This window comes from Stenotrophomonas maltophilia, assembly GCF_002799245.1.
Taxonomy (GTDB): Bacteria; Pseudomonadota; Gammaproteobacteria; order Xanthomonadales; family Xanthomonadaceae; genus Stenotrophomonas; species Stenotrophomonas maltophilia_S.
Map to the genome: position 1 here is coordinate 395,392 of NZ_NEQV01000004.1, position 24,687 is coordinate 420,078.

Annotated in this window: 23 protein-coding genes; 13 read left to right on the forward strand and 10 right to left on the reverse strand. The window is 66.9% G+C overall.

The genetic code is table 11. The features are described 5' to 3' along the window. Positions 1 to 3: 3 nt before the first annotated feature. From B9Y64_RS14140 to B9Y64_RS14150, 3 genes are read right to left on the reverse strand one after another with little or no spacing between them, the layout of a single operon-like run. On the reverse strand, positions 4 to 2,004 hold the full coding sequence (locus B9Y64_RS14140; RefSeq protein WP_413482577.1) for an acetyl-CoA carboxylase biotin carboxylase subunit: 2,001 nt from the start codon (positions 2,002 to 2,004) through the stop codon (positions 4 to 6). Positions 2,005 to 2,012: 8 nt separating this feature from the next. Then, positions 2,013 to 3,623 (reverse strand): carboxyl transferase domain-containing protein, encoded by a 1,611-nt coding sequence (locus B9Y64_RS14145; protein WP_100441243.1) that lies wholly within the window; start codon positions 3,621 to 3,623, stop codon positions 2,013 to 2,015. A 10-nt stretch (positions 3,624 to 3,633) separates the two neighbouring features. Then, the gene (locus B9Y64_RS14150) at positions 3,634 to 4,797 is read right to left on the reverse strand and encodes an isovaleryl-CoA dehydrogenase (RefSeq protein ID WP_057500055.1); all 1,164 of its coding nucleotides are present in this window, start codon (positions 4,795 to 4,797) and stop codon (positions 3,634 to 3,636) included. A 159-nt stretch (positions 4,798 to 4,956) separates the two neighbouring features. Between B9Y64_RS14150 and B9Y64_RS14155 the strand changes: the two genes are divergently transcribed. The 3 genes from B9Y64_RS14155 (at position 4,957) to B9Y64_RS14165 (ending at position 7,931) form a co-directional block, all read left to right on the forward strand. Further along, positions 4,957 to 5,574, forward strand: a complete 618-nt coding sequence (locus B9Y64_RS14155) for a TetR/AcrR family transcriptional regulator (protein ID WP_019337660.1) — start codon at positions 4,957 to 4,959, stop codon at positions 5,572 to 5,574. 195 nt (positions 5,575 to 5,769) lie between these two features. Beyond that, a complete protein-coding gene (locus B9Y64_RS14160; protein ID WP_100441244.1) occupies positions 5,770 to 6,288 on the forward strand; it encodes a c-type cytochrome in 519 nt (172 codons plus the stop codon). 197 nt (positions 6,289 to 6,485) lie between these two features. After that, positions 6,486 to 7,931: an ExeM/NucH family extracellular endonuclease gene (locus tag B9Y64_RS14165; RefSeq protein WP_100441245.1), complete on the forward strand. Its 1,446-nt coding sequence runs from the start codon at positions 6,486 to 6,488 to the stop codon at positions 7,929 to 7,931. A gap of 126 nt (positions 7,932 to 8,057) precedes the next feature. Here B9Y64_RS14165 and B9Y64_RS14170 read toward each other — a convergent pair whose 3' ends face one another. Further along, the gene (locus B9Y64_RS14170) at positions 8,058 to 8,915 is read right to left on the reverse strand and encodes a hypothetical protein (RefSeq protein ID WP_100441246.1); all 858 of its coding nucleotides are present in this window, start codon (positions 8,913 to 8,915) and stop codon (positions 8,058 to 8,060) included. A 43-nt stretch (positions 8,916 to 8,958) separates the two neighbouring features. Here B9Y64_RS14170 and B9Y64_RS14175 point away from each other — a divergent pair, with 43 nt between their 5' ends. Together B9Y64_RS14175 and zapE are read left to right on the forward strand one after the other, a co-directional pair. After that, entirely contained in the window at positions 8,959 to 9,630 is a 672-nt protein-coding gene (locus B9Y64_RS14175; protein WP_100441247.1) for an alpha/beta hydrolase, read from the forward strand. Then, positions 9,627 to 10,727 (forward strand): cell division protein ZapE, encoded by a 1,101-nt coding sequence (gene zapE / locus B9Y64_RS14180; protein WP_100441248.1) that lies wholly within the window; start codon positions 9,627 to 9,629, stop codon positions 10,725 to 10,727. The genes B9Y64_RS14175 and zapE overlap by 4 nt, the downstream gene beginning before the upstream one ends. A gap of 100 nt (positions 10,728 to 10,827) precedes the next feature. Here zapE and B9Y64_RS14185 read toward each other — a convergent pair whose 3' ends face one another. Continuing rightward, positions 10,828 to 11,664 (reverse strand): DUF2884 family protein, encoded by an 837-nt coding sequence (locus B9Y64_RS14185; protein ID WP_100441249.1) that lies wholly within the window; start codon positions 11,662 to 11,664, stop codon positions 10,828 to 10,830. 528 nt (positions 11,665 to 12,192) lie between these two features. On the opposite strand from B9Y64_RS14185, the gene B9Y64_RS14190 reads away from it, so the two are divergent. Both B9Y64_RS14190 and B9Y64_RS14195 read left to right on the forward strand, forming a co-directional pair. Beyond that, the gene (locus tag B9Y64_RS14190) at positions 12,193 to 14,595 is read left to right on the forward strand and encodes a ribonucleoside-diphosphate reductase subunit alpha (protein ID WP_100441250.1); all 2,403 of its coding nucleotides are present in this window, start codon (positions 12,193 to 12,195) and stop codon (positions 14,593 to 14,595) included. 145 nt (positions 14,596 to 14,740) lie between these two features. Further along, positions 14,741 to 15,760, forward strand: a complete 1,020-nt coding sequence (locus B9Y64_RS14195) for a ribonucleotide-diphosphate reductase subunit beta (protein WP_008264781.1) — start codon at positions 14,741 to 14,743, stop codon at positions 15,758 to 15,760. An 87-nt stretch (positions 15,761 to 15,847) separates the two neighbouring features. On the opposite strand, the gene B9Y64_RS14200 is transcribed toward B9Y64_RS14195, so the two are convergent. Further along, positions 15,848 to 16,483: a LysE family translocator gene (locus B9Y64_RS14200; RefSeq protein WP_100441251.1), complete on the reverse strand. Its 636-nt coding sequence runs from the start codon at positions 16,481 to 16,483 to the stop codon at positions 15,848 to 15,850. Between the two features lie 90 nt (positions 16,484 to 16,573). Here B9Y64_RS14200 and B9Y64_RS14205 point away from each other — a divergent pair, with 90 nt between their 5' ends. From B9Y64_RS14205 to B9Y64_RS14220, 5 genes are all read left to right on the forward strand, one after another. Next, complete coding sequence (locus B9Y64_RS14205) at positions 16,574 to 16,975, forward strand: acyl-CoA thioesterase (protein ID WP_004153688.1); 402 nt, start codon at positions 16,574 to 16,576, stop codon at positions 16,973 to 16,975. A 56-nt stretch (positions 16,976 to 17,031) separates the two neighbouring features. Continuing rightward, on the forward strand, positions 17,032 to 17,838 hold the full coding sequence (locus B9Y64_RS14210) for an NAD-dependent protein deacetylase (protein ID WP_100441252.1): 807 nt from the start codon (positions 17,032 to 17,034) through the stop codon (positions 17,836 to 17,838). A gap of 164 nt (positions 17,839 to 18,002) precedes the next feature. Then, the gene (locus B9Y64_RS14215) at positions 18,003 to 19,103 is read left to right on the forward strand and encodes an NADH:flavin oxidoreductase/NADH oxidase (protein ID WP_100441253.1); all 1,101 of its coding nucleotides are present in this window, start codon (positions 18,003 to 18,005) and stop codon (positions 19,101 to 19,103) included. Between the two features lie 193 nt (positions 19,104 to 19,296). Next, complete coding sequence (locus B9Y64_RS21975) at positions 19,297 to 19,488, forward strand: hypothetical protein (protein WP_157804519.1); 192 nt, start codon at positions 19,297 to 19,299, stop codon at positions 19,486 to 19,488. Between the two features lie 34 nt (positions 19,489 to 19,522). Beyond that, the gene (locus B9Y64_RS14220; RefSeq protein ID WP_157804520.1) at positions 19,523 to 20,347 is read left to right on the forward strand and encodes a hypothetical protein; all 825 of its coding nucleotides are present in this window, start codon (positions 19,523 to 19,525) and stop codon (positions 20,345 to 20,347) included. A 60-nt stretch (positions 20,348 to 20,407) separates the two neighbouring features. On the opposite strand, the gene B9Y64_RS14225 is transcribed toward B9Y64_RS14220, so the two are convergent. Beyond that, positions 20,408 to 21,319 (reverse strand): LysR family transcriptional regulator, encoded by a 912-nt coding sequence (locus B9Y64_RS14225; RefSeq protein WP_100441255.1) that lies wholly within the window; start codon positions 21,317 to 21,319, stop codon positions 20,408 to 20,410. A gap of 114 nt (positions 21,320 to 21,433) precedes the next feature. On the opposite strand from B9Y64_RS14225, the gene purU reads away from it, so the two are divergent. Next, a complete protein-coding gene (purU, locus tag B9Y64_RS14230) occupies positions 21,434 to 22,285 on the forward strand; it encodes a formyltetrahydrofolate deformylase (protein ID WP_100441256.1) in 852 nt (283 codons plus the stop codon). Here the strand turns inward: purU and B9Y64_RS14235 are convergent. The 3 genes from B9Y64_RS14235 to B9Y64_RS14245 all read right to left on the reverse strand — a co-directional run bounded on the left by B9Y64_RS14235 (position 22,282) and on the right by B9Y64_RS14245 (position 24,560). Beyond that, positions 22,282 to 22,995, reverse strand: a complete 714-nt coding sequence (locus B9Y64_RS14235) for an NYN domain-containing protein (protein WP_100441257.1) — start codon at positions 22,993 to 22,995, stop codon at positions 22,282 to 22,284. The genes purU and B9Y64_RS14235 overlap by 4 nt on opposite strands. 196 nt (positions 22,996 to 23,191) lie before the next feature. Further along, complete coding sequence (gene pncA / locus B9Y64_RS14240; RefSeq protein WP_100441258.1) at positions 23,192 to 23,818, reverse strand: bifunctional nicotinamidase/pyrazinamidase; 627 nt, start codon at positions 23,816 to 23,818, stop codon at positions 23,192 to 23,194. 55 nt (positions 23,819 to 23,873) lie between these two features. After that, the gene (locus B9Y64_RS14245) at positions 23,874 to 24,560 is read right to left on the reverse strand and encodes an epoxyqueuosine reductase QueH (protein WP_413482568.1); all 687 of its coding nucleotides are present in this window, start codon (positions 24,558 to 24,560) and stop codon (positions 23,874 to 23,876) included. Positions 24,561 to 24,687: the final 127 nt, after the last annotated feature.

Consider the following 24,687-nt stretch of genomic DNA (forward strand, 5'->3'; position numbering starts at 1 on the left):
CATTCATGCCGCCTCGAAATCGACCAGCACCGCGCCGTCGCCGACCTGGTCACCGGCCTTGGCGCGGTAGCCCTTCACCGTGCCATCGGCCGGTGCCTGCAGGGTGTGCTCCATCTTCATCGCTTCCAGCACCACCAGCGGCGTGCCGCGCTTGACCTCGGTGCCCGCTGCGACCAGCGTGGCGACGATCCTGCCCGGCATCGGTGCCAACAGGCTGCCGGCGTCGGCTGCGGCGTGGTCCGATTCACCCACCGGATCGTGCAGGGTGAAGCGGTGCTGGCCGTCGGCGCCGAACAGGTACAGCTGGTCGCCCTCGCGCAGCGGCTGCAGCGTCCAGCGGCGCTCGCCGAGCTGCACCGTCAGGCCCTGCACATCGGCCGTGCCGATCGCCTGCACCGGCGCTGCGTCATCGCACTGCACACGCCAGCCATCGGCCTGCGCCCACACCTTCAGCGTGTGCCGGCGTTCGCCCTGCTGCAGCGGCAGCACGCGCGGCGCGGGCGCGCCAAGGCGCCAGCCGTCCTGCGCCTGCCACGGCGAATGCGGGTCGCGCGCATCGCTGCCGGCGCGCGCGGTAGTGGCCACGGCGGCAACCGCCGCCAGCAGCCACAGGGCATCGTCGCTGTCGCCGACCACGCTCAATGCCGCCTGTTCGCGTTCGATCAGCGCGGTGTCCAGCTTGGCGTGTGCGAACGAATCGGTGTTCACCAGGCGGCGCAGGAAGCCGGCATTGGTGGTCACGCCCACCACCTGGCAGTCAGCCAGCGCCTGGCTCATGCGGCGCAGCGCGGCGTCGCGGTCGACGTCCCAGACGATCAGCTTGGCGATCATCGGGTCGTAGTACGGGGTGATGCTGTCGCCTTCCTCGACGCCGGTATCCACGCGAACATGGGCGGACGGCGCCGGCAGGCGCAGGCGGCGCAGGGTGCCGGTGGAGGGCAGGAAGCCACGGTCGGCGTCCTCCGCATACAGGCGTGCTTCGATCGCATGGCCGTGGATGGCCAGCTGATCCTGGCGCAGCGGCAGCGGCTGGCCCGAGGCCACGCGCAGCTGCCATTCCACCAGGTCGGTGCCGGTGATGTACTCGGTGACCGGATGCTCGACCTGCAGGCGGGTGTTCATTTCCATGAAGTAGAAATCGCCATCCGGGCCGGCGATGAATTCCACGGTGCCGGCACCCTCATAGCCCACTGCGCGCGCGGCATCGACCGCAGCCTGGCCCATCGCGGCGCGGCGCTCGGCGCTCATGCCCGGCGCGGGTGCTTCTTCCAGCACCTTCTGGTGGCGGCGCTGCACCGAGCAGTCGCGCTCGAACAGATAGACCGCATCACCGTGGCTGTCGCCGAACACCTGTATCTCGATATGGCGCGGGCGCTCGACGTACTTCTCGACCAGCACGTGGTCGTTGCCGAACGCCGAGGCCGCCTCGCGCTGGCAGCTGGCCAGTGCATCGACGAAGTCCTCGCTGCGTTCGACCTTGCGCATGCCCTTGCCACCGCCACCGGCGCTGGCCTTGATCAGTACCGGGTAGCCGATGCCATCGGCCTGCGTGTGCAGGAACTCCGGCGCCTGCTGGTCGCCGTGGTAGCCCGGCGTCAGCGGTACACCGGCCTTGGCCATCAGTGCCTTGGCCGCGCTCTTGTCGCCCATCGCGCGGATGGCGCTGGCCGGCGGCCCGATGAAGGTGATGCCGGCGGCGGCGCAGGCCTCGGCGAAGTCGGCATTCTCGGACAGGAAGCCGTAACCGGGGTGGATCGCCTGCGCGCCGGTCAGGCGTGCGGCATCGAGCAGGGCATCGCCGCGCAGGTAGCTCTCACGCGCGGCGGCCGGGCCGATGTGGATGGCTTCGTCGGCCAGGCGTACGTGGCGCGCCGTGCGGTCGGCATCGGAATACACCGCTACGGTGGCGATGCCGAGGCGGCGGCAGGTGGCGATGACGCGGCAGGCGATTTCGCCGCGGTTGGCGATCAGGACTTTGGTGAACATGGCAACAGGCTCGGTCATGGCACGGGTTACATGCGGAACACGCCGAAGCGCGTCTGCTGCGGGGCGGCGTTGAGGCTGGCCGACAGCGCCAGGGCCAGCACCCGGCGGGTATCGGCCGGATCGATCACGCCGTCATCCCACAGGCGCGCGCTGGCGTAGTACGGGTGGCCCTGCTGCTCGAACTGGTCGCGGATCGGTGCCTTGAACGCGTCTTCCTCCGCCGCCGGCCACTGGCCGCCCTTGGCTTCGATGCCATCGCGCTTGACCGTGGCCAGCACGCTGGCGGCCTGCTCGCCGCCCATCACGCCGATGCGCGCATTCGGCCACATCCACAGGAAGTTCGGCGAGTACGCCCGGCCGCACATGCCATAGTTGCCGGCACCGAACGAGCCCCCGATCACCACGGTGAACTTGGGCACTTTGGCGCAGGCCACCGCCATCACCAGCTTGGCGCCGTCCTTGGCGATGCCGCCCTGTTCGTACTTGCGGCCGACCATGAAGCCGGTGATGTTCTGCAGGAACACCAGCGGGATGTTGCGCTGGGTGCACAGCTCGATGAAGTGCGCGCCCTTCAGCGCCGACTCGGAGAACAGGATGCCGTTGTTGGCGATGATGCCGATCGGGTAGCCGTTCAGATGGGCAAAGCCGGTCACCAGCGTTGCACCGTAGCGCGGCTTGAATTCATCGAATCGCGAGCCATCCACCAGCCGCGCGATCACTTCGCGCACGTCGTAGGGCTTGCGCGTATCGGCCGGGATCACTCCGTACAGTTCGTGTGCCGGCAGCAGCGGTTCTTCCGTTGCCTGCACCGCCATCGCCGGTTCCGGCTTGCGCCAGTTCAACTGCGCGATGATCGCGCGCACCCGCGCCAACGCCTGCAGATCGTTGTCGGCCATGTGGTCGGCCACGCCGGAGATGCGGGTGTGCACGTCGGCACCACCCAGTTCCTCGGCGGTGACAACTTCACCGGTGGCCGCCTTCACCAGCGGCGGGCCGCCGAGGAAGATCGTGCCCTGTTCGCGCACGATCACCGTCTCGTCGCTCATCGCCGGCACATAGGCACCACCGGCGGTGCAGCTGCCCATCACGCAGGCGATCTGCGGAATGCCCTGCGCAGACAGGTTGGCCTGGTTGTAGAAGATGCGGCCGAAATGGTCGCGGTCGGGGAAGACTTCGTCCTGAAGCGGCAGGAACGCGCCACCGGAATCGACCAGGTAGATGCAGGGCAGATGGTTCTGCTCGGCGATCTCCTGTGCGCGCAGGTGCTTCTTCACCGTCATCGGGTAGTAGGTGCCGCCCTTCACCGTGGCATCGTTGGCCACGATCACGCACTCCACGCCGCTCACCCGGCCGATGCCGGCCACCACGCCGGCGGCAGGCACTGCATCGTCGTACATGCCATGCGCGGCCAGGGGCGCGATTTCCAGGAAGGCGCTGCCGGGGTCGAGCAGGGCGTCGATGCGGTCGCGCACCAGCAGCTTGCCGCGCGCGGTGTGCTTGGCGCGCGCCGCCTCGCTGCCACCCAGTGCGGTGCGGGCGAGGGTGGCGTGCAGGTCGTCGACCACGGCCTGCATGGCCGCGCGGTTGCTTTCAAACGTTTCGCTGCCCGGTTGCAGCTGGCTGTTCAGGACGGTCATCGCGTTGGCCTTACAGGGTGCGCTGGAACAGTTCGCGGCCGATCAGCATGCGGCGGATCTCCGAGGTGCCGGCGCCGATTTCATACAGCTTGGCGTCGCGCCACAAGCGGCCGGTCGGATATTCGTTGATGTAGCCGTTGCCACCGAGGATCTGGATCGCCTGGCCGGTCAGCCAGGTGGCCTTCTCGGCGGCGTACAGGATGGCACCGGCGGCGTCCTGGCGGGTGGTGCGGCCCTGGTCGCAGGCGCGCGCCACGGCATAGACATACGCGCGGCAGGCACCCAGGCCCACGTACATGTCGGCGATCTTGGCCTGGATCAGCTGGAAGCTGCCGATCGCTTCACCGAACTGGTGGCGCTCGTGCACGTACGGCATCACCACGTCCATGGCCGCGGCCATCAGGCCCAGCGGGCCACCGGACAGCACCACGCGCTCGTAGTCCAGGCCGGACATCAGCACCCGCACGCCGCCGCCGACCTGGCCCAGCACGTTCTCTTCCGGCACTTCGCAATCCTGGAACACCAGCTCGCAGGTGGGCGAGGAGCGCATGCCCAGCTTGTCCAGCTTCTGCGCGGTGGAGAAACCCTTCATGCCCTTCTCGACCAGGAACGCGGTGATGCCCTTGGCACCAGCTTCCATGTCGGTCTTGGCGTAGACCACCAGCACGTCGGCGTCCGGGCCGTTGGTGATCCACATCTTGTTGCCGTTGAGCACGTAGCGGTCGCCGCGCTTGTCGGCGCGCAGCTTCATCGACACTACGTCCGAACCGGCACCCGGTTCGCTCATCGCCAGTGCACCGACCAGGCTGCCGTTGCACAGGCCGGGCAGGAAGCGCTGCTTCTGTTCTTCGTTGCCGTTCTTGCGCAGCTGGTTCACGCACAGGTTGGAGTGCGCGCCATAGGACAGGCCGATGCCGCCGGATGCGCGCGAGATTTCTTCCATCGCCACCACGTGGGCCAGGTAGCCCATGCCGGTACCACCGTATTCTTCCTCCACGGTGAGGCCAAGCAGGCCCTGTTCGCCCAGCTTCGGCCACAGTGCCAGCGGGAACTGGTTGGTGGCATCGGCCTCGGCGGCCAGCGGTGCGACCTCGGCGGCGGCAAAATGGGCCACGCTCTGGCGCAGCAGGTCGATGTCTTCGCCAAGATCGAAGTTCAGGGATGGCACGTGCATTGTGGTGGCTCCACGACGGGATGGCAGGAAATGGACGCACCCGGCGGGGGAGCGGGCGGCGGTCGGCAGGACCGCCACCCACACGGGCGATGGCCCCAGCGTAGCGGGGTTCGGGTAAGAAGTGAATACGAATTCAAAAATTGAAAATAGAATCAGAACATGGCCTATAAACGCTCTGCATTGATGGAAGAACGCCTGGCGGGCGCCCGTGAACGGATCCTGCTGGCCACCCGCGAGCTGGTCGCCACCGGCGGCTGGCGCAACGCCCCGGTGACCGCCGTGGCGACCCAGGCCGGGGTGTCCACCGGCCTGATCTATCGCCACTTCCCGTCCAAGGCCGAACTGTTCGTGGAAGTCCTCAATGCCGCCGTGGCCCATGAGGTCGCGATCATGGAGCGCATCGCCAGTGGCCCGGAGGTGGCCAGCGAGCGCCTGCGGCTGGCGATCACCGCCTTCGTCCGCCGCGCCCTGGCCGGGCCGGGGCTGGCGCACGCCTTCATCGTCGAACCGGTCGATCCGGACGTGGAAGCCGAGCGCATGCGCGGCCGTCGCGCGTTCGGCGACGTGTTCCTGCGGCTGGTGGAGGAGGGCGTGGCGGCCGGTGAACTGCCGGCGCAGGACGCGCATGTGGCCGCCGCCTGCCTGGTCGGTGCCTTCACCGAGGCGATGGTCGGCCCGACCGCACCCAGCCGCGAAGCGCACCGCGATGAAGATGCGCTGGTCGATGCGATCTGCAGCTTCTGCCTGCGCGCGATCGGTGCCCCCGCAAAACGGTAGCGCCGGCCGCTGGCCGGCTTCTGTTGCCGGGGTCAGATCCCTTTTGCACGGCAAAAGGGATCTGACCCCAGCCCCGGCATGCTGCGTCGCACCAGCAGTGACGCCTGTTGTCGCACGCAAAGCGCGTTCTATACTCGGTCCATCACGCAGTCGCTCAGCCGTGGTCCAACGACTATCAGCCAGGGGTAACGAAGAGTGCGGAATTACGATCTGGAGTTCCTGAAACGTTTCTCCATGGTGATCGCGCTGCTGGCGACCATCACCCTCGGCCTCATCCTCCTTGCCGCCTACATCCACACCCGGATTCCGCCCGAGGTGTCGCCGACCGCGGCCAAGCGTACCCAGCAGCGCATCTCGCCCACCGGCGCGGTCTATGCCGGCAGTACCGGCGCCGCCGCGCAGGCCGCTGCCAAGGCCGCCGCGCTGGCCAAGGCCGCGTCGCAGGTGGCCTACGGTGGCACCAAGGATGGCAAGGTGATCTTCGACAACCTGTGCACTGCCTGCCACACCACCGGCGTGGGCATGGCGCCGACGCTGGACCATTCGCACTGGGACAAGCGCATCGCGCAGGGCAAGGACACCCTCTACAAGCACGCCATCGAGGGCTATACCGGCCCCGACGGCGGCATCATGCCGCCCAAGGGCGGCAACCCCGCCCTGACCGAAGAGCAGATCCACGCCACCGTGGACTGGATGCTGGGCAACCTGAAGTAAGCGGCGCAACGCGCCGCATTCTGTAGAGCCGAGCCCACGCTCGGTTGCTGTCTGCGGCAACCGTGCCGAGGCAGCCGAGCGTGGGCTCGGCTCTACAATCGCCAGGGTTTGCCCGCCAAGGCCAAAACCTCGCCTGCAGGCGGGGTTTCGCATTTCAGGGTTAGTCTGTGCGCCCTCTTCCAAGGAATCGCCCGTCGATGCGCCGCCGCTCCCTCGCCCTTGCCCTGTCCCTGCTGCTGCCGGCCGGCGCCTTCGCCCAGGCCCTGCCACAGGCCGCACCGGTCGCGACGCCCTCCGCCGCGCGCAGCAGCGCCACCGTGGTGCTGACCGCCGCGCGGGCCGACTGGCGTGCGCTGGATGGCCAGCGCGTGCGCATCGCCGCACCGCTCACCCTGGCCGGTACCGATGGCCTGGAGCGCTTCGGCCAGCTCACCGTGGCCTTCGATGGCCGCCTCTGGCAGCCGACCGAAGTGGCCGCGCCAGGTACTGCCGGCTATGAGCAGGTGATGGCCGACAACCAGCGTCGTCGCCTGCTGCTTGACGACGGCAGCGATGCCCGCGATCCGGCCAGCGTGGCCTACCTGCCGGGCAACCCGGTGCTGCGCACCGGCATGCAGCTGCGCAACGTGGAGGGCATCGTGCGCGTGGACGCACAGGGCCGCCCGCGCCTGCAGGTCGAGGGTGTGCTGAAACTGCCGGAACTCAAGCGCCCAGCCGTGCCGGTGGTACCGGGCAGCCTGCATGTGGCCGCCTTCAACCTGGAGAACTTCTTCAACGGTGATGGCCAGGGCGGTGGCTTCCCGACCCTGCGTGGCGCGCGCACCCTGGACGAGCACAAGGCGCAGGTGGCCAAGCTGGTCACCACGGTCAACGCGCTGGGCGCGGATGTCGCGGCGCTGATGGAGCTGGAGAACGATGGCTATGGTCCGCAGTCGGCCATCGCCGAACTGGTCGGTGCGCTCAACCGTGACCGCGGCGCGCAGGGTGACTGGCGCTTCGTCGACGCCGGCACGGGCCCGGGCGACAACCCGATCCGGGTCGGCATCATCTACCGCAGCTCGCGCCTGCAGCCGGTCGGCACGCCGGCCACGCTGACCGGCGGCCCGTTCGTCGAGCACAGCCGCGTACCGCTGGCGCAGGCCTTCCAGGGCAAGCACGGCGCGCCGTTCGTGGTGGTCGCCAACCACTTCAAGTCGAAGGGCTGCCGTGACGCGTCCGGTGCCGATGCCGACCGCAACGACAACCAGGGCTGCTGGAACGCCACCCGCGTGACCTCGGCGCAGCAGCTGCACGCCTGGCTGCAGACCGATCCGACGGGTACCGGTGCCAAGGACGCGGTACTGCTGGGCGATTTCAATGCCTACGCGATGGAGGACCCGATCCGCACCCTGCATGACCTGGGCTGGCAGGACGCGTTCAAGGTGGCCAAGGTCGAGCATCCCTACAGCTACGTCTACAACGGCTACACCGGCCGCCTCGACCACGCGCTGCTGAACCCGGGCATGGCCAAGCGCCTGCGCGGTGCCGCCGAATGGCACAGCAACGCGGATGAGCAGGACGCCAGCGGCTACCAGGGCCGCAACGTGCAGGGCCCGTGGCGCAGCTCCGACCACGACCCGCTGCTGCTGGGTTTCGATAAATAACCCCCCCAAACGCCGGGGTCGGATCCCATTCCAACGGAATGGGCTCTGACCCCAATGCATCGCGGGGTCTGAAACGCAGGGGCCAGAGCCCATTCCGTTGGAATGGGATCCGATCCCAGGCCACGCTCAGCCCCAGGCGATCAACCCGATCGCCAGCACTGCCAGCGCCAGGCCGGCACGGTTCCACTTCGTGGTGACCTCGCCGAAGGCGAACACGCCCACCAGCGCGCCCAGCACCACCACGCCGATGTTCATCCCGGCGAACACGGTGGCCGGGCTCTCTGGCATCGCCTGGTGCGCGTGCACATAGAAAAGAATGTTGCCGCCGTTGAGCAGGCCCAGCAGCGCGCCTGCGCCGAGGTTGCGCCAGGCCAGCCGGTTGCGGCCACTGAAATGTCGCCACAGCTGCAATGCCAGCATCAGCACGAAGGCCACGCTGAAGCTGGCCAGCACCGCCGCCATCGACGGTGTGCCGGACAGCGCCACCTGCTTGAGCAGCACGTCCACCACCGCGAATCCGGCCCATACGCCCAGCAGCCAGCCCCAGCCGCCGGCCGCGGGGGCCACCGCCGGGCCGCGTGGGCGCAGGCTGATCGCCACCATCGCCAGCAGGCCCAGGCCGAGCCCGGCCAGCTTCCACGGTGTGGCGGTCTGGCCGAAGAACAGGAACGCGGCGGTCAATGACAGCAGCAACGACAACCGCTGTGCCACATCGCTGCGGACGATGCCGGCCACCGCCACCGCACGGCCCAGCACCAGGAAGATCGACGGCAGCACCACCGCCAGGGCCAGCAATGACAGCCACGGCGCATGCGGTGCGCGCAGTGCATCCAGCGGCGGCTGCAGCACCACGGCCGTGAGCGTTGCCGCCACCAGATAGTTCCAGGTGACCATCTGCGCGACATCCAGCTGGCGGCGTCCGGCCACCTTCAACAACACCGAAACCAGCACGCTGCAGATCACGGCCAAAGACAGGTAGAGCATGGGGCGGGCACAGGGCAGGGGCGGGGGACGGTATCATGGTGCCATGCACAAGCCCTCGTTCCCCGTCGCCCCCGGCGAAACCGCCTGCCTCGAACTGGACGGCCCGGCCGGCCCGCTGGAAGTGGTCGTCGACCTGCCCAAGGCCGATGTGCCGCTGCAGCCGATCGTGGCCATCGTCTGCCATCCGCTGTCCACCGAGGGCGGCACCCTGCACAACAAGGTGGTCACCATGACCGCCACTACCCTGCGCGAGCTGGGCGTCACCACGGTGCGCTTCAACTTCCGCAGCGTGGGGGGTTCGGCCGGCAGCTTCGATGGCGGCGTGGGCGAGCAGGATGACCTGAAGGCGGTCGCCGCCTGGGTGCGCAGCCAGCGTCCCGACGACCGGCTGTGGCTGGCCGGTTTCAGCTTCGGCTCGTTCGTGTCGCTGAAGGCAGCCGCCGAGCTGCAGCCGGAAGCGCTGATCTCGATCGCGCCGCCGGCCGGCCGCTGGGATTTCGATGGCATCGCGCCGCCGGCCCGCTGGCTGGTGATCCAGGGCGAGCAGGACGAGATCGTCGACCCGCAGGCCGTGTACCAGTGGCTGGACACGCTGGCCTTCCCGCACGAGCTGGTGCGCATGCCCGAGACCAGCCACTTCTTCCACCGCAAGCTGATCGATCTGCGTGGCGCGCTGACCCACGGCGTGAAGCATTGGCTGGGCGCGGCGGCATGAGTGCAACCGAGTTGACCCCGTCGCAGCGGTACGCGGAAGGGGTCGCCCGTGGCGACTGGCAGAACGACCCGGCCCAGCACGCGGCGCTGGCCGAGCTGGACCGCATCCATCTGGGCCTGCTGGACAGCGCCGAGGACGGTTGGCTGGACCGCCTGTCCTCGTTCTGGAAGAAGCCCGAGCCGGTGAAGGGCCTGTACTTCTGGGGCGGCGTCGGCCGCGGCAAGACCTTCCTGGTCGACCTGTTCTACGACGGCCTGCCGATCAAGCAGAAGTACCGCACGCATTTCCACCGTTTCATGCGCAGCGTCCACGAGCGCCTGCGCGAGCACCAGGGCCAGAGCGACCCGCTGGCGAAGATCGCCCAGGAATGGCGCAGCAACCTGCGCGTGCTGGTGCTGGACGAGTTCTTCGTCACCGACATCGGCGATGCGATGCTGCTGGCGCGGCTGCTGGAGCGCCTGTTCGCCGAGGGCGTGACCCTGGTCACCACCTCCAACACCGCGGTGGAGAACCTGTACCTCAACGGCCTGCAGCGCGAGAGCTTCCTGCCGGCCATCGGCCTGCTGCAACGCTTCTGCGTGGAGCTGTATGCGGAAGGTACCGAGGATTACCGGATGCGCGCGCTGACCCGCTCGCCGGTGTACCGCGCGCCATTGGCGGCGGACAGCGATGACTGGCTGGCCACGCGCTGGAACGAGCTGAGCGGGGGCCAGCCGGCCAAGGCCGGCAACATCGAGATCGAAGGCCGCAAGATCCCGGTGCGTGGCCGTGGCAAGAGCATCGCCTGGTTCGATTTCGCCGCGTTGTGCGAAGGCCCACGCGGTCCGTCGGACTACATCGAGATCGCGCACGAGTTCAACACGGTGCTGCTGGGCGGCATTCCCGCTTTCGACCGCTTGAATGAGGATGCGGCACGCCGTTTCGTCAACCTCATCGACGAGCTGTACGACCGCCACGTCAACCTGGTGTGCACCGCCAGCACCTCGCCGATCGAGCTGTATACCGGCCAGCGCCTGCAGGGTGCGTTCGAGCGCACCGCCTCGCGCCTGATCGAAATGCAGAGCGCCGAGTACCTGGGTACCCCGCACCGGGCGTGAGGGCGGTTTACTGTAGAGCCGAGCCCATGCTCGGCTGCTTCTGGATGATGTGCCGGAAAGCAGCCGAGCATGGGCTCGGCTCTACAACAGCACAACGTGGTTACCGCGACGGCGCCACTGCATTCCCACGCGGCTGCTCATCCGGCCCGGCCGACACATGCAGCCCCGAGCCGCTGCCGTGTTCCACCCGCACGCTTTCGCCGCGCTCCAGCAGCCGCAGTGGCTGGCCCTGGTAACGGACCTCCAGCGCGTCATGCGCCGCTGCCAGCGACTGCACCAGCGGGCACAGCGCCATCGCCCTGGCCTCCAGCTGCTGGCTGCGCGCTTCCATGCGGCGGTCGACTTCCGCATCGAGGCGGTCGGCACGGCGCTCCATGGCCCCGGCGCGGCCGGTGAACACCTGCCACAGCACGCTGCGGGTCATCGACGCGGCCATCGTCTCGGCCATCTGGTCGATGTGCGCGTCGAAGCCGTCGCCGAAGGCCTCCTGCTCCCAGTAGCCGCGGCCCAGGCTGTCGTCGATCCAATCCTGCATCTCGCCGCGCATGGCACGCATCTGGCGGTTGCGGGACTTGCCGGTGATGGCTTCGAAGGCGGCGTCCAGCGCATCGAAGGTGGCCCCGGAGACTTCGTGGGCCAGCGCAGTGGCGGCCGGCATCAGCTGGCGCGCACCGGCCTCCATCTGCCGCAGGCGCGCCGCGTCGGCGGTACTGACCGTGACCATCCTGCCGTCCAGGCTCAGCTCGCCGTCGTGGAACACCACTTCATGCGGCGCCTGCGGGCCATGCCGCAGCCAGATGCCGCCACTGTCCACCAGCACGTCATAGTCGGTGTGGATGCCGCACTGGTCCGAACGCAGGTCCGGCCCCTCGGCGGCCAGCACCGGGGGGATGAACAGGGCGGGCAGCAGGGCCAGAGCGGGCAACCGCAGGTGCATCGGACCATCCTTTCCGGAAGCGAACGGCCAGCATCCGCCGCCAGCGCGCGGGCGTCACCGGCCGGAAGTCACCCGTCCACCGGATTCCCACCGGCTGCCCACCACCTATCCACAGGGTTGTCCCTAGCCAGTTTCATCGCTGTCATGTGAAGCTGTCATTGTTCCGTTTCCGCGGTGCGTTGTACCACCGCAAAGACGCCTTTCGGGCTTGACTGCGCAGCCCGATCCGGCAGGTCCGGAGCGTCTGATCAGGGCGCCGATGGCACGATCCTTGCGGCGCAAGGGATTGCCGAATTTCACTACATTTGGCGTTGACGGACCCCATTACCCCCACTATCTTGTGGCTGTCGGTCGCAGCAACCCCAAGTCTAGGGGTTGGCCGCAGTACCCATCCGCGATCGTCAACGGCAGTGGCAGGCGCAGGGTCTCATCCCCTGCGACGCCGTCCTGCCATCCTGGGCTGTCATGTCCCGGGCTGCGTCACCCGATGCATCGAGCACCCCCAATCACGCCAAGAGGACACACGCCGTGAGCACCGAATCCAGCGCCACCATCGAGAAGGAAAGCGAATTCCTGTTGACGTCGCCGCCGACGGCCAACGCGATGAGTGTGACCAAGCGCAATGGGACCACCGAACTGGTGGACCTGAACAAGATCGTGCGTGCGGTGCAGCGTTCCTCCGAAGGCCTGCACGCCGTCGATCCGATGCGCGTGGCCACCCGCACCATTTCCGGCCTGTACAACGGTGCCACCACCCGCGAGCTGGACGAACTGTCCATCCGCACCGCCGCCCTGCTGATCGGTGAAGAGCCCGAGTACGGCCGCCTGGCCGCGCGCCTGCTGGCCAACTACATCGCCAAGGAAGTCTCGGGCCAGGAAATCTACGCCTTCTCGCAGTCGGTCAGCCGTGGCCATGAAGTCGGCCTGATCAACGACCGCCTGCTGAACTTCGTGCAGACCAATGCACGCAAGCTCAACGACGCCATCGACGGCGCGCTGGACCTGAACTTCGATTACTTCGGCCTGCGCACCCTGTACGACCGTTACCTGCTGCGCCACCCGCACACCCGCAAGGTGATCGAGACCCCGCAGCAGTTCTTCCTGCGCATCGCCAGCGCGCTGAGCGAGGACGTGTCCGAGACCCTGGCGCTGTACAAGCGCATGGGCAACCTGGACTACCTGCCGTCCAGCCCGACCCTGTTCAATTCCGGCACCACCCACGAGCAGCTGTCCTCGTGCTTCCTGCTGGACTCGCCGCAGGACTCGCTGGAGTCGATCTATTCCAAGTACGGCGACATTGCCCAGCTGTCGAAGTTCTCCGGCGGCATCGGCGTCAGCTACACCCGCGTGCGTTCGCGTGGTTCGCTGATCAAGTCGACCAACGGCCACTCCAACGGCATCGTGCCGTGGCTGAAGACCATGGATTCGTCCGTGGCCGCGGTGAACCAGGGTGGCAAGCGCAAGGGCGCGGCCTGCGTGTACCTGGAGACCTGGCACGCCGATATCGAGGACTTCCTCGAACTGCGTGACAACACCGGTGACGAAGCCCGTCGTGCGCACAACCTGAATCTGGCCAACTGGGTGCCGGACCTGTTCATGAAGCGTGTCGAGGCCGACCAGGAATGGTCGCTGTTCGATCCGCGCGTCGTGCCGGAGTTCACCGACCTGTTCGGCGAAGCCTTCGAGCAGGCCTACCTGCAGGCCGAAGCCCAGGGCAAGGCCAACCGCACCATCTCCGCGCGCAAGCTGTATGCCCGCATGATGCGTACGCTGGCCGAGACCGGCAATGGCTGGATGACCTTCAAGGACAAGTGCAACCGCGCCAGCAACCAGACCCTGCGCGCCGGCAACGTGATCCACCTGTCCAACCTGTGCACGGAAATCCTGGAAGTCACCTCCAACGATGAAACCGCGGTGTGCAACCTGGGTTCGATCAACCTGGGCAACCACTTCGACGAGCACAACGAGTTCGACTTCGAGAAGCTGGCCGAGACCGTGCGCCTGGCCGTGCGCCAGCTCGACCGCGTCATCGACCTGAACTTCTACCCGATCGAAACCGCCCGCCGCGCCAACCTGCGCTGGCGTCCGGTCGGCCTGGGCTGCATGGGCCTGCAGGACGTGTTCTTCCGCAAGCGCCTGCCGTTCGACAGCGCCGAAGCCCGCGCGCTGTCGAAGAAGATTGCCGAAGCGATCTACTTCCACGCGCTGGAAACCTCCTGCGAGCTGGCCCAGGAACGCGGCAAGCACCCGTCGTTCAACGACACCCGCGCCGCCGGTGGCGAACTGCAGTTCGACGCCTGGAACGTGGTGCCGGAAGACACCGCACGCTGGGATGCCCTGCGCGCCCGCATCAAGGAACACGGCCTGCGCAACTCGCTGATGATCGCGATCGCGCCGACCGCGACCATCGCCTCGATCGCCGGTTGCTACGAGTGCGTCGAGCCGCAGGTGTCCAACCTGTTCAAGCGCGAGACCCTGTCCGGTGACTTCCTGCAGGTCAACCGCTACCTGGTGAATGAACTGAAGAAGCTGGGCCTGTGGACCGCCGACATGCGCGATGCCATCAAGCTCGCCGAAGGCTCCATCGCCGGTGTGGCACAGATTCCGGAAGCGCTGCGCGAGGTCTACCGCACCGCGTGGGAACTGCCGATGCGTTCGCTGATCGACATGGCCGCCGAGCGTGGTGCCTTCATCGACCAGTCGGCCTCGCTCAACCTGTTCATGGAAAGCCCGAACATCGGCGCGATGTCCTCCATGTACATGTATGCCTGGAAGCAGGGCATCAAGACCACCTACTACCTGCGTTCGCGCCCGGCCACCAAGATCGCCAAGACCACGGTCAGCGCTGCGGCCCCGGCCAAGGTGTTCAGCCCGGACGAAGCCATCGCCTGCTCGCTGGAAAACCCGGAAGCCTGCGAAGCCTGCCAGTAACACCGCGCGGTGGGTGCCGGCCGTTGGTCGGCACTCGAAGACCTCGCACCTGTAGAGCCGAGCCATGCTCGGCTGCAGCATGGAAACACCCAGGTAGCGCCGGGCCACGCCCGGCGTTTTGACCCGAGAAGACAAGGAAACACCCATGGCCGACAAGCCCAAGCAGATGCTGCTCGATCCCGGTTTTGAACTGACCCTGCGCCCGATGCGCTACCCGCAGTTCTATGACATGTACCGGAACGCGATCAAGAACACCTGGACGGTGGAAGAGATCAACTTCCAGATCGACATCACCGACCTGCACAGCAAGATGTCGCCGGGTGAGCGTCACCTGATCCACCGCCTTGTCGCGTTCTTCGCCACCGGCGACTCGATCGTGTCCAACAACCTGGTGCTGAACCTGTACCAGCACTTGAATGCGCCCGAAGCGCGCATGTACCTGTCGCGCCAGCTGTACGAAGAAGCGCTGCACGTGCAGTTCTACCTGACCCTGCTCGACAACTACCTGCCGGATCCGGAAGAGCGCGTCAAAGCCTTCGCCGCGGTGGAGAACATCGACTCGATCAAGAAGAAGGCCGACTTCTGCTTCAAGTGGATCGACTCGATCCAGGACCTGAAGCGCATCGAGACCCGTGCCGAGCGCCGCCAGTTCCTGCTCAACCAGATCTGCTTCGCCGCGTGCATCGAAGGCCTGTTCTTCTTCGCCGCGTTTGCCTACGTGTACTACTTCCGTTCGCGCGGCCTGCTGCCGGGCCTGGCCTCGGGCACCAACTGGGTGTTCCGCGACGAGAGCGCGCACATGGAGTTCGCGTTCGAGTCGGTGCGCGTGGTGCGTGAGGAAGAGCCGGACCTGTTCGATGACGAGATGAAGCAGCAGGTCTACGACATGCTGGCCGAAGCCATCGAATGCGAAGTGCAGTTCGCCGAGGACGTGCTGTCCGGCGGCGTTGCCGGCATCTCGACCCGCGACATGCGCCAGTACCTGCAGCATTGTGCCGACCAGCACTTCGCCAAGCTGGGCATGGAAAAGAAGTACAACGTGCGCAACCCGCTGCCGTTCATGGAACTGCAGGATGTGCAGGAGCTGACCAACTTCTTCGAACGCCGCGTTTCGGCCTACCAGGTCGGTGTGCAGGGCGAAGTCGCCTTCGACATGAACTTCTGATCGAAGCGGCCAGGCCTGTCGCAACAGAAAACCCCGGCCAATGCCGGGGTTTTTTGTTGCGCGCGTGGCTTGCGTAGAGTCGAGCGGTTACCGCCGCCCTTCCACCGCCATGCGCACCGCCAGCCCGGCCAGCACCGTGCCCATCAGCCAGCGCTGCACCACCTGCCAGGTGGGGCGTGCGGCCAGGAAGCCGGCGATGCTGCCGGCGGTCAGCGCGATCACGCCGTTCACGCTGACACTGACCAGGATCTGGGTGGAGCCCAGCACGATCGACTGCATCAGCACGCTGCCTTCGCCGTCGGGATGCAGGAACTGCGGCAGCAGCGACAGGTACATCACCGCCACTTTGGGGTTCAGCAGATTGGTCAGGAAGCCCATCGTGAACAACCTGCGCGGGCTGTCCTGCGGCAGGTCGCGCACTGCAAACGGTGAACGGCCGCCGGGCTTCAGCGCCTGCCAGGCCAGGTACAGCAGGTACAGCGCGCCACCGATGCGCAGCGCATCGTAGGCAAACGGCACGGTCATCAGCAGGGCGGTGATGCCCAGCGCCGCGCACAGCATGTAGAACACGAAGCCCAGCGCCACCCCGCCCAGCGAGATCAGCCCCGCGACCGGTCCTTGGCAGATCGAGCGCGAAATGACGTAGATCATGTTCGGCCCAGGGGTGAGCACCATGGCCAGCGAGACCAGTGCAAAGGCCAGGAGGTCGGGAAGTGCAGGCATGGGCGGTCCGGGCAGTGGGCGTGGCGCAGTGTAGCGCCGCCTGCACGGGGCCTGGCTTAAAATTGCCGGACCCCACACCGAAGCACCCCCATGACCCCGATCCCCGAGACCGTGCCGCCCACCGAAGTGCGCATGGCCGAAATCGTCTTCCCCAACCACACCAACCACCTGGGCACCCTGTTCGGTGGCCAGGCATTGGCCTGGATGGACAAGGCCGCCTTCCTGGCCGCCGCTCGCTACTCGCGCCGCACGGTGGTGACCGCGCGCAGCGACCAGGTCGACTTCAAGCTGCCGATCCGCATCGGCCAGATGGTGGAAACCATCGGCCGCATCGTCGAAGTCGGCCGCAGCTCGATGAAAGTCGAGGTGGAACTGGTCGCCGAAGACCTGCACAGCGGCGAGCGCAAGCTGTGCACCCGCGGCCACTTCGTGATGATCGCGCTGGACGAGGAAGGCCACCCGATCGCGGTGCCGCCGCTGCCGGCCGCCTGAGTACGCTGGCTGAACCGGTGCTTGCGGGGGTGCCTTGGCGCCCCCATCTGGCAGCCATGACCCCGCCACTGACCGACTTCATCGACCGCGCCCAGCGCCTGTTCGTGCTGACCGGCGCCGGTTGCAGTACCGCCTCGGGCATTCCCGATTACCGCGATAGCGACGGCCAGTGGAAACGCACCCCACCGGTGACCTACCAGGCGTTCATGGGCGAGGTGGCCACCCGCCAGCGCTACTGGGCGCGCAGCCTGCTGGGCTGGCCGCGCTTCGGCCTGGCCCGGCCCAACGCTACCCACCAGGCCCTGGCCGCACTGGAAAGCCGCGGCAAGCTGCAGCTGCTGCTGACCCAGAATGTGGATGGCCTGCACCAGGGTGCCGGCAGCCACAAGGTGATCGACCTGCATGGCCGCCTGGACCTGGTGCGTTGCATGGGCTGCGAGCGCCGCAGTGGCCGCGAGGATTTCCAGCAGCGCCTGCTGGACGCCAATCCCGGCTGGGATGCGCTGGAGGCTGGCATCGCCCCCGATGGTGATGCCGACCTGGAGACCGATTTCTCCGCCTTCGTGGTGCCCGATTGCCCGTACTGCGGTGGACTGCTGAAGCCGGATGTGGTGTTCTTCGGCGAAAACGTGCCGCGTGAACGCGTGGCGGCGGTGCATGACCACCTGCATCAGGCCGATGCCGTGCTGGTGGTGGGCTCGTCGCTGATGGTCTATTCGGGCTTCCGCTTCGTGCAGGCAGCGGCCCGGGCAGGCTTGCCGGTGGCGGCACTGAACCGTGGCCGCACCCGTGCCGATGACCTGCTGCAGTTCAAGGACGAGCGCGATTGTGCCGAAGCACTGGCCGGTTGGGCTTCGCGCTGAGCCGAGCGTGGGCTCGGCGCTACAAGGGCTGTCGGCTTCTGTAGGGCCGAGCCCACGCTCGGCTGCATGATCGGCTGCGAAACAGCGATCCATCCAGACGGTTGATTCGCAGGCCGTGCGGCGGTGCAATACGTCCCCTCCATCCGCCTGTCCCCTGCATCGCCGTGACCCAGCTGTTTTCGCCGATCTCGTTCGGCCCCCTGACCCTGTCCAACCGCATCGTGATCGCGCCGATGTGCCAGTACTCCGCCGAAGACGGCCGCGCCAGCGACTGGCACGCCATGCACCTGGGCAACCTGGCGCAGTCCGGCGCCGGCCTGCTGATCCTGGAAGCCACCGCGGTCGAGCCGCGCGGCCGCATCAGCTGGGCCGACCTGGGCCTGTGGGATGACGGCACCGAGGCCGCACTGGCGCAGGTGCTGGCCAGCGTCCGCCGCTGGTCGCCGATGCCGCTGGGCATCCAGCTGGGCCATGCCGGCCGCAAGGCTTCGGTGAACCGTCCGTGGGACGGTGGTGGTCAGCTGCCGGCCGATGATGCGCGTGGCTGGGCCACCGTGGCGCCGTCGCCGCTGCCGTTCCATGCTGCCGATCCGGCGCCGCAGGAACTGGACGAGGCCGGCATCGCCGAGGTCATCGCTGCTTTCGCCGCCAGTGCGGTGCGTGCCGAGCGCCTGGGTTTCGAGCTGATCGAGCTGCATGCCGCGCACGGTTACCTGCTGCACCAGTTCCTGTCGCCGCTGAGCAACCGCCGCACCGACGGCTATGGCGGGTCGCTGCCGAACCGCCTGCGCCTGCTGGTGGAGGTGTTCGACGCAGTGCGTGCGGCGGTGTCCGCCAGGATCGCTGTGGGCGTGCGCATTTCTGCCAGCGACTGGGTCGAGGGTGGCTGGGACCTGGTGCAGAGCGAAGCGCTGGCCCAGGTGCTGGATGCGCGCGGCTGCAATTTCCTGCATGTCTCCAGCGGTGGCCTGGACGAGCGCCAGAAGATCACCGTCGGCCCCGGTTACCAGGTGCCGTTCGCCGCGGCGATCAAGGCCAAGGTGCGCATGCCGGTGATCGCGGTGGGCATGATCACCGAACCGGAACAGGCCGAGTCGATCCTGCGCCACCGCCACGCCGATGCCGTGGCCCTGGCGCGCGGCATCCTCTACGACCCGCGCTGGCCGTGGCACGCCGCCGCGGCATTGCGCGACAGCGTGGAAGCGGCGCCGCAGTACCTGCGCTGCGAGCCGCGCGATGCGCGCGGCGTGTTCAAGGCGCGCTGACGCAATCTGTGGGCGCAATGTGACGCTTCAGGATGCAGGTGATCTGCAGGGAGGTTAGGTGCGGCATGAAATGCCACGATGAGCTGGCAATGATCATGGATATCCGCTTATGTGAATGACTTCTCATCGCGCGATGCGCGAGCGCTGCAACGTTGGGCCGCACACAGGAGTGTGCGGCCAATGGAGAAGCATGATGAAGTCCACGATGTTGATGGTTCTGATTTCGGCGATCATTCCGGGGTTGCGGCAGGATTCGGAAGCGGAACGTGTGCTTGTGCGGTCGCTCAATCCAAATCCGGTCGTTGAAGATTATCCGGGATACGCCTGTTCGGGGCGTGCGACCTGCTCAGAGTCCATGCACAGCATCTGCATGTCGAGCTGCTGACCGCATGCTGGCGTGCAGGCTGCTTCTTTGGTGCATGATGCTGCCCACCGGTGCATGGGCAGCATCTGCAATAGACGCCCAGCTGCGAGAGCTCGATCAAGCGATGCTGGCTTCAGGCGCATCGGATCGAGTCGCCAGGCTCGCGAAAGCCTACGCTTCATGGGAGTCCTCGGCGTCGCGGGGTGGCGGCTGCGACAAGCTGAGCGATCCGGACCTTGAGGCTGCGTTTCGCGCCAGCTTCCACGTCTCGATGTACGTTGGAGACGAGGAATGGCTTGGCAAGGTCCGATGCATTCATGCAGAGCTGGGGCGGAGAGGTATTGCCACAGAGGCAACGCACAGGAAGATGCACTCGCTTCTGGTGCAGGTCAGGCATTTTGCCGAGGCCAACAGGCTGCGTGAAGCGGCGGCGCTACGTGTAGACGAACTTCCCGAGATAGAGCGGAACGCGCCCGATCAGCAGGGAACTCTCCACCCTCTTGCGAGTGGAAAGCTGGAATGGCGGCGGTGGAAGTACAAGGAGGGATTGGAAGTGGTCGTCTATGTCAGTCCGGCATGCGCTCCCTCCCGGCGGGCGATGCAGGTGATCTTGAACGAGCCGGAATGGAGATGGATTCGATCCAGCGTGCGCTTTGTCGTGCGCCGATCCCCCGCATGGCCTCAGCTTGGTGTCAGCGAGTGGAACGCACGCAATCCCTCTCATCCCATGTTGCTCCAGGCCGGAACCGAAGGCTGGAAATACCTGGATGTATATGAAACTCCGGTGTTTCATGTTTTCAGTAATGGGCTATGCCAGCGCACCCTGACAGGATGGGCAGACGCCAGCGCTCACCTGATGCGCCTGAAGGGGGACTTCTGACCGGGGAAGGAAACGCCACTCTTCTCAGTGCGTGCCCATGTCGCGACTGATATCCGTCTGTCACACCCGCCAGGCCGGCGCGATGCCGGCCTGCAGGTGCTCGAACAGCGCGCGGATCTTGGCGGTGAAGTCGCGGCGGTCGCTGACGCAGAAATAGACCTCCATCGGTTCCGGGCGCCACCTGCTGTCGGCGCCGAACACCGCCTGCAGGCGCCCATCGTGCAGGTACGGCTCGGCCACGAAGGCGGCCAGCCGGGTGATGCCGGCGCCGGCCGCCGCCAGCGACGCCAGCGCATCGATGTCATCGCAGACCATGCTCGGCGGCAGCGCAGCGTCCACGCGCTGGCCGTCCTTCAGCAGGCCCCAGCGCAGCGGCCGGCCATCGGTGGGGAAGCGGTGCAGCAGCCCGCGATGGCCGCCCAGTTCGGACGGCTCCTGCGGCGTGCCATGGGCTTCCAGGTAGGCAGGCGAGGCGCAGAATACAAACGGAACGCGCGCCAGCTGCCGTGCGACCACGCCGTCTTCCAGCTGCGCGCCGATGCGGATGCTGGCATCCACCGCTTCCGGCCCATGTTGCACGGCACGGTCGGTCAGGCGCAGCTCCAGCTGCAGCTGCGGGTAGCGCTGCTGCAGCGAAGGCAGCAGCGGTGCCAGCACGTGGCGGCCGAAGGCGCTGCTGCTGGCGATGCGCAGCGGCCCGGCCGGCTCGATGTCACCGGAGGTGACCATCGCCTGCGCGCGCGCCAGGTCGGCTTCGATGTGGCGCACCTGCGCCAGGTACAGCGCGCCGGCCTCGCTGAGGGCCAGTTGGCGCGTGCTCCGGTTCAGCAGCCGTACGCCCAGATGCGCCTCCAGCCGGTTGATGTTCTGGCCGACTGCGGTGGCGCTGATGCCAAGGATGCGGGCCGCGGCGGCAATGCTGCCGGTCTCTGCGGTGCGGGTGAAGCTGCGGATCAGTTGCAACAGGTTCATGACCAACCAGCTTGCCACGGGAGGGCCCAAGTATCGCTTGGGACTGAACCAAGCCGTTCGGTTGCATCGGTGACCATCGGTCCATCGCGCACGGCGCTGCCCTACACTCGGGCGATGCGCCCCGATTCCATTCTTACCCTGTCCTGCCCCGACCGCACCGGCATCGTCTACCGCGTGTCCGGCCTGCTGTTCGACCACGGCTGCAACATCCTCGACGCCCAGCAGTTCGGCGACGAGGAGAGCGGCCGTTTCTTCCTGCGTGTCCATTTCGATCGCGATGCCGGCCTGCCGCTGGAGACCGTGCACGCCGCCATGGCCACGCTTGCCGAAGCCTTCGGCATGGACTGGCAGCTGCACGATGGCCGCCGCCGCGCGCGCCTGCTGGTGCTGGTCAGCAAGCAGGGCCATTGCCTCAACGACCTGCTGTTCCGCGCCCACAGCGGCCAACTGAAGGTCGACATCGCAGCGGTGGCCTCCAACCACGCCGACTTCGCGCCGCTGGCCGCGTCCTACCAGGTGCCGTTCCACCACCTGCCGGTGAGCGCCGATACGCGTGCGGTGCAGGAGCAGCAGATCATCGACCTGGTCGAGCGCGAGCGCATCGATCTGGTGGTGCTGGCGCGTTACATGCAGATCCTGTCACCCACGCTGTGCCGCGCGCTGGCCGGCCGTGCGATCAATATCCACCACAGCTTCCTGCCCAGCTTCAAGGGCGCGCAGCCATACCACCAGGCGCACGCGCGCGGGGTCAAGATCATCGGTGCCACTGCGCACTACGTCACCGAGGATCTGGACGAAGGCCCGATCATCGAACAGGACGTGGCCCGCGTGGACCACGCGATGGCCCCGCGCGAGCTGGTGCGGCTGGGCAGCGATACCGAATCGCTGGTGCTGGCGCGCGCCGTTCGCCGCCATGTGGAGCACCGCATCCTGCTCAACGGGCACCGCACGGTGGTGTTCCGCTAGGATCGGGTTGCATCCACCGTCGCACGCCCGATCATCGTCTTTCCCACGCTCCTGTTCGCGGGCCTGGGGCAGGTGGAGCGGACACCGTCGATATGCTCCAGAAGGCCCTGGGGGGTGGGCGACCACATCGGATCCAGGACGAAGTCCACGCCTTCGCGTCGAGCGAGCTTGGCAGCGGGGATGAAGTCGGCATCACCGGCTACCAGGACAATCTGGCGGACTTGTCGTTTGAGAGAAAGTGAAGAGATATCCAGGCCGATGCGCATATCGACGCCCTTCTGTCTGATCTCTGGATGAAGCTCATCGGGCAGAAGCGTGGAAAACGCGCGCTTGCCTTTCAGAAGTGCATCGAGCGTTCGGGAATCGATTGTCCACGAACTGGAGTCCGCGAGATGACCAAGGCGCAGTGCCACCTTTCGCTTCTGCTTCAGGGCCTCGTGCAGGCTGATTCTGAAGCGCGCCTCCGGTGAGCGTGCATAGTCGATGCAGGTTCCCGAGATGGGGTTGTGCATCCGCTTCTGCAGCGGAGGGCAGTCGTAGAAGAAGATCCGGTAGAGATCCCGTCGCTCACCCCCCGACGAGGTCAGGTGCGCGAGCGCCCATCGATGCGCTACTTCTGCGGCACGTTCAGCGTTGCTGGCGTTGTGAGGTTCAATCCGGCGGAATCGCTTAACGAAGTAACCGCCATCGATGAGGATCGCTGTTGGCATGCCCTTGCCCTTTCGATTCCACCCGGTAAAAAGCCCTCGGTTCGGCCGTCCCGCGATCTGTAGGGGGGCGTACTTGGAGGGCTGGATGGGTCCATTGTGTTGCCGTCCGCAGGGGCCTGCAAGCGGCAGAGGCGACAATTTCCGCGTTGGTACCCTGCACCCAGCGACGCAGCGTCCGCCGAGCGGCGGTCGCCCGTCAGGCGATCGCGATCCCCGCCTTGCCCAGTGCTTCGCGCACCATCGTGTCATTGGCTTCGGTTACCGGCCTGGTCAGGTCCCACAGGAACTTCACCCGGAAGCCGGACTTCACCGCGTCCTGTGCGCTCCACAGCACGCAGTAGTCGCGGGCCAGCCCGCACACGTGCACTTCGCGGATGCGGCGCTCATGCAGCCAGCCGGCCAGGCCGGTGGCCGGGCGCTCGCCATCCGGGCCGTGGTTCTCGCGGAAGGCGCTGTACGAATCCACCTGCTGGCGCGTGCCCTTGCGCAGGATCAGGTCGGCCGCGGTCCAGTCCACGCCCGGATGCAGGGCGGCCCCTGCGCTGCCCTGCACGCAGTGGTCGGGCCACAGGGTCTGCGGCTGCGCATGCAGCAGGATGGTCTCGAACGGACGCTGGCCGGCGTGCTGGCTGGCAAACGAGGCATGGTCGGCCGGGTGCCAGTCCTGGGTCGCCACCACGGTGCGGTAGTGGTGCTGCGCCAGCAGTTCGGCAATCGGCGCCACCAGTGCATCACCCTGGTCGCAGGCCAAGGCGCCACCGGGCATGAAGTCCGGCTGCAGGTCGATCACCAGCAGGGCGACATCGGCGGGCAGGGCAGTCATGGCAGTTCCGCTACAACAGAAGGGGCGACCAGCGTGGCCGCCCCATGTTCACACGTCAATCGCCCTGCGGCGTCTCAGCGTCCTGCCCGTAGTACAGCAGGCCGATCCTGATCCGCTCGCGGCCATTCTCGCGGCGATGGCGGTTGGCATCGCGCAGCGAGTACACGCAGCCGCAGTACTCCTGCTGGTAGAACTGCTCGCGCTTGCTGATCTCGATCATGCGGCTGGCACCGCCGCCCTTGCGCCAGTTGTAGTCCCAGTACTGCAGGCCTTCATAGCGCAACGCGGCGCGGATGCCGCAGTCGTTGATCTGCGCCATGTTCTTCCAGCGCGAGATGCCCAGCGAAGAACTGATGGTGTCGTAACCGTGTTCGTGTGCGTACAGCGCCGTGCGCTCGAAGCGCATGTCAAAGCACATGGTGCAGCGGATGCCGCGTTCGGGTTCGTTCTCCATGCCGCGCGCACGGCTGAACCAGTTGTCGGTGTCGTAGTCGCAGTCGATGAACGGAATGCCGTGCTGCTCGGCGAAGCGGATGTTCTCCTGCTTGCGCAATTCGTATTCCTTCACCGGGTGGATGTTGGGGTTGTAGAAGAAGATCGCGTAGTCGATTCCGGAGGCGGTGATCGCCTCCATCACTTCGCCGGAGCAGGGCGCGCAGCACGAATGCAGCAGCAGGCGCTTGCCGTCGGCAGGCAGGGTCAGGGCAGGGCGTTGGAACTCGGTCATCGTCAGGTACCGCATGGACCGCCGGCAACGGCGGTGGCCCATGCATCAGCGCGTGGGAACAGGCCTGGCCGGCTACCGTGAAAAGGACGCGCGCGGCCGTGCTGCCTGCACGCGCAGGACAACGACGGCCCCGGCAACCTCC

Bases quoted from the DNA above. Each gene is read 5' to 3' on its own strand.
- B9Y64_RS14170 (WP_100441246.1), bottom strand. From the start codon at position 8,915: ATGCTCTACCTGTCTTTGGCCGTGATCTGCAGCGTGCTGGTTTCGGTG.
- B9Y64_RS14225 (WP_100441255.1), bottom strand. From the start codon at position 21,319: ATGAACCTGTTGCAACTGATCCGCAGCTTCACCCGCACCGCAGAGACC.
- B9Y64_RS14200 (WP_100441251.1), bottom strand. From the start codon at position 16,483: ATGCCTGCACTTCCCGACCTCCTGGCCTTTGCACTGGTCTCGCTGGCC.
- B9Y64_RS14220 (WP_157804520.1), top strand. From the start codon at position 19,523: ATGATGCTGCCCACCGGTGCATGGGCAGCATCTGCAATAGACGCCCAG.
- B9Y64_RS14195 (WP_008264781.1), top strand. From the start codon at position 14,741: ATGGCCGACAAGCCCAAGCAGATGCTGCTCGATCCCGGTTTTGAACTG.
- B9Y64_RS14205 (WP_004153688.1), top strand. From the start codon at position 16,574: ATGACCCCGATCCCCGAGACCGTGCCGCCCACCGAAGTGCGCATGGCC.
- B9Y64_RS14145 (WP_100441243.1), bottom strand. From the start codon at position 3,623: ATGACCGTCCTGAACAGCCAGCTGCAACCGGGCAGCGAAACGTTTGAA.
- zapE (WP_100441248.1), top strand. From the start codon at position 9,627: ATGAGTGCAACCGAGTTGACCCCGTCGCAGCGGTACGCGGAAGGGGTC.
- B9Y64_RS14245 (WP_413482568.1), bottom strand. From the start codon at position 24,560: ATGCGGTACCTGACGATGACCGAGTTCCAACGCCCTGCCCTGACCCTG.
- B9Y64_RS14150 (WP_057500055.1), bottom strand. From the start codon at position 4,797: ATGCACGTGCCATCCCTGAACTTCGATCTTGGCGAAGACATCGACCTG.
- B9Y64_RS14165 (WP_100441245.1), top strand. From the start codon at position 6,486: ATGCGCCGCCGCTCCCTCGCCCTTGCCCTGTCCCTGCTGCTGCCGGCC.
- pncA (WP_100441258.1), bottom strand. From the start codon at position 23,818: ATGACTGCCCTGCCCGCCGATGTCGCCCTGCTGGTGATCGACCTGCAG.
- B9Y64_RS14155 (WP_019337660.1), top strand. From the start codon at position 4,957: ATGGCCTATAAACGCTCTGCATTGATGGAAGAACGCCTGGCGGGCGCC.
- B9Y64_RS14175 (WP_100441247.1), top strand. From the start codon at position 8,959: ATGCACAAGCCCTCGTTCCCCGTCGCCCCCGGCGAAACCGCCTGCCTC.
- B9Y64_RS14235 (WP_100441257.1), bottom strand. From the start codon at position 22,995: ATGCCAACAGCGATCCTCATCGATGGCGGTTACTTCGTTAAGCGATTC.
- B9Y64_RS21975 (WP_157804519.1), top strand. From the start codon at position 19,297: ATGAAGTCCACGATGTTGATGGTTCTGATTTCGGCGATCATTCCGGGG.
- B9Y64_RS14210 (WP_100441252.1), top strand. From the start codon at position 17,032: ATGACCCCGCCACTGACCGACTTCATCGACCGCGCCCAGCGCCTGTTC.
- purU (WP_100441256.1), top strand. From the start codon at position 21,434: ATGCGCCCCGATTCCATTCTTACCCTGTCCTGCCCCGACCGCACCGGC.
- B9Y64_RS14185 (WP_100441249.1), bottom strand. From the start codon at position 11,664: ATGCACCTGCGGTTGCCCGCTCTGGCCCTGCTGCCCGCCCTGTTCATC.
- B9Y64_RS14140 (WP_413482577.1), bottom strand. From the start codon at position 2,004: ATGACCGAGCCTGTTGCCATGTTCACCAAAGTCCTGATCGCCAACCGC.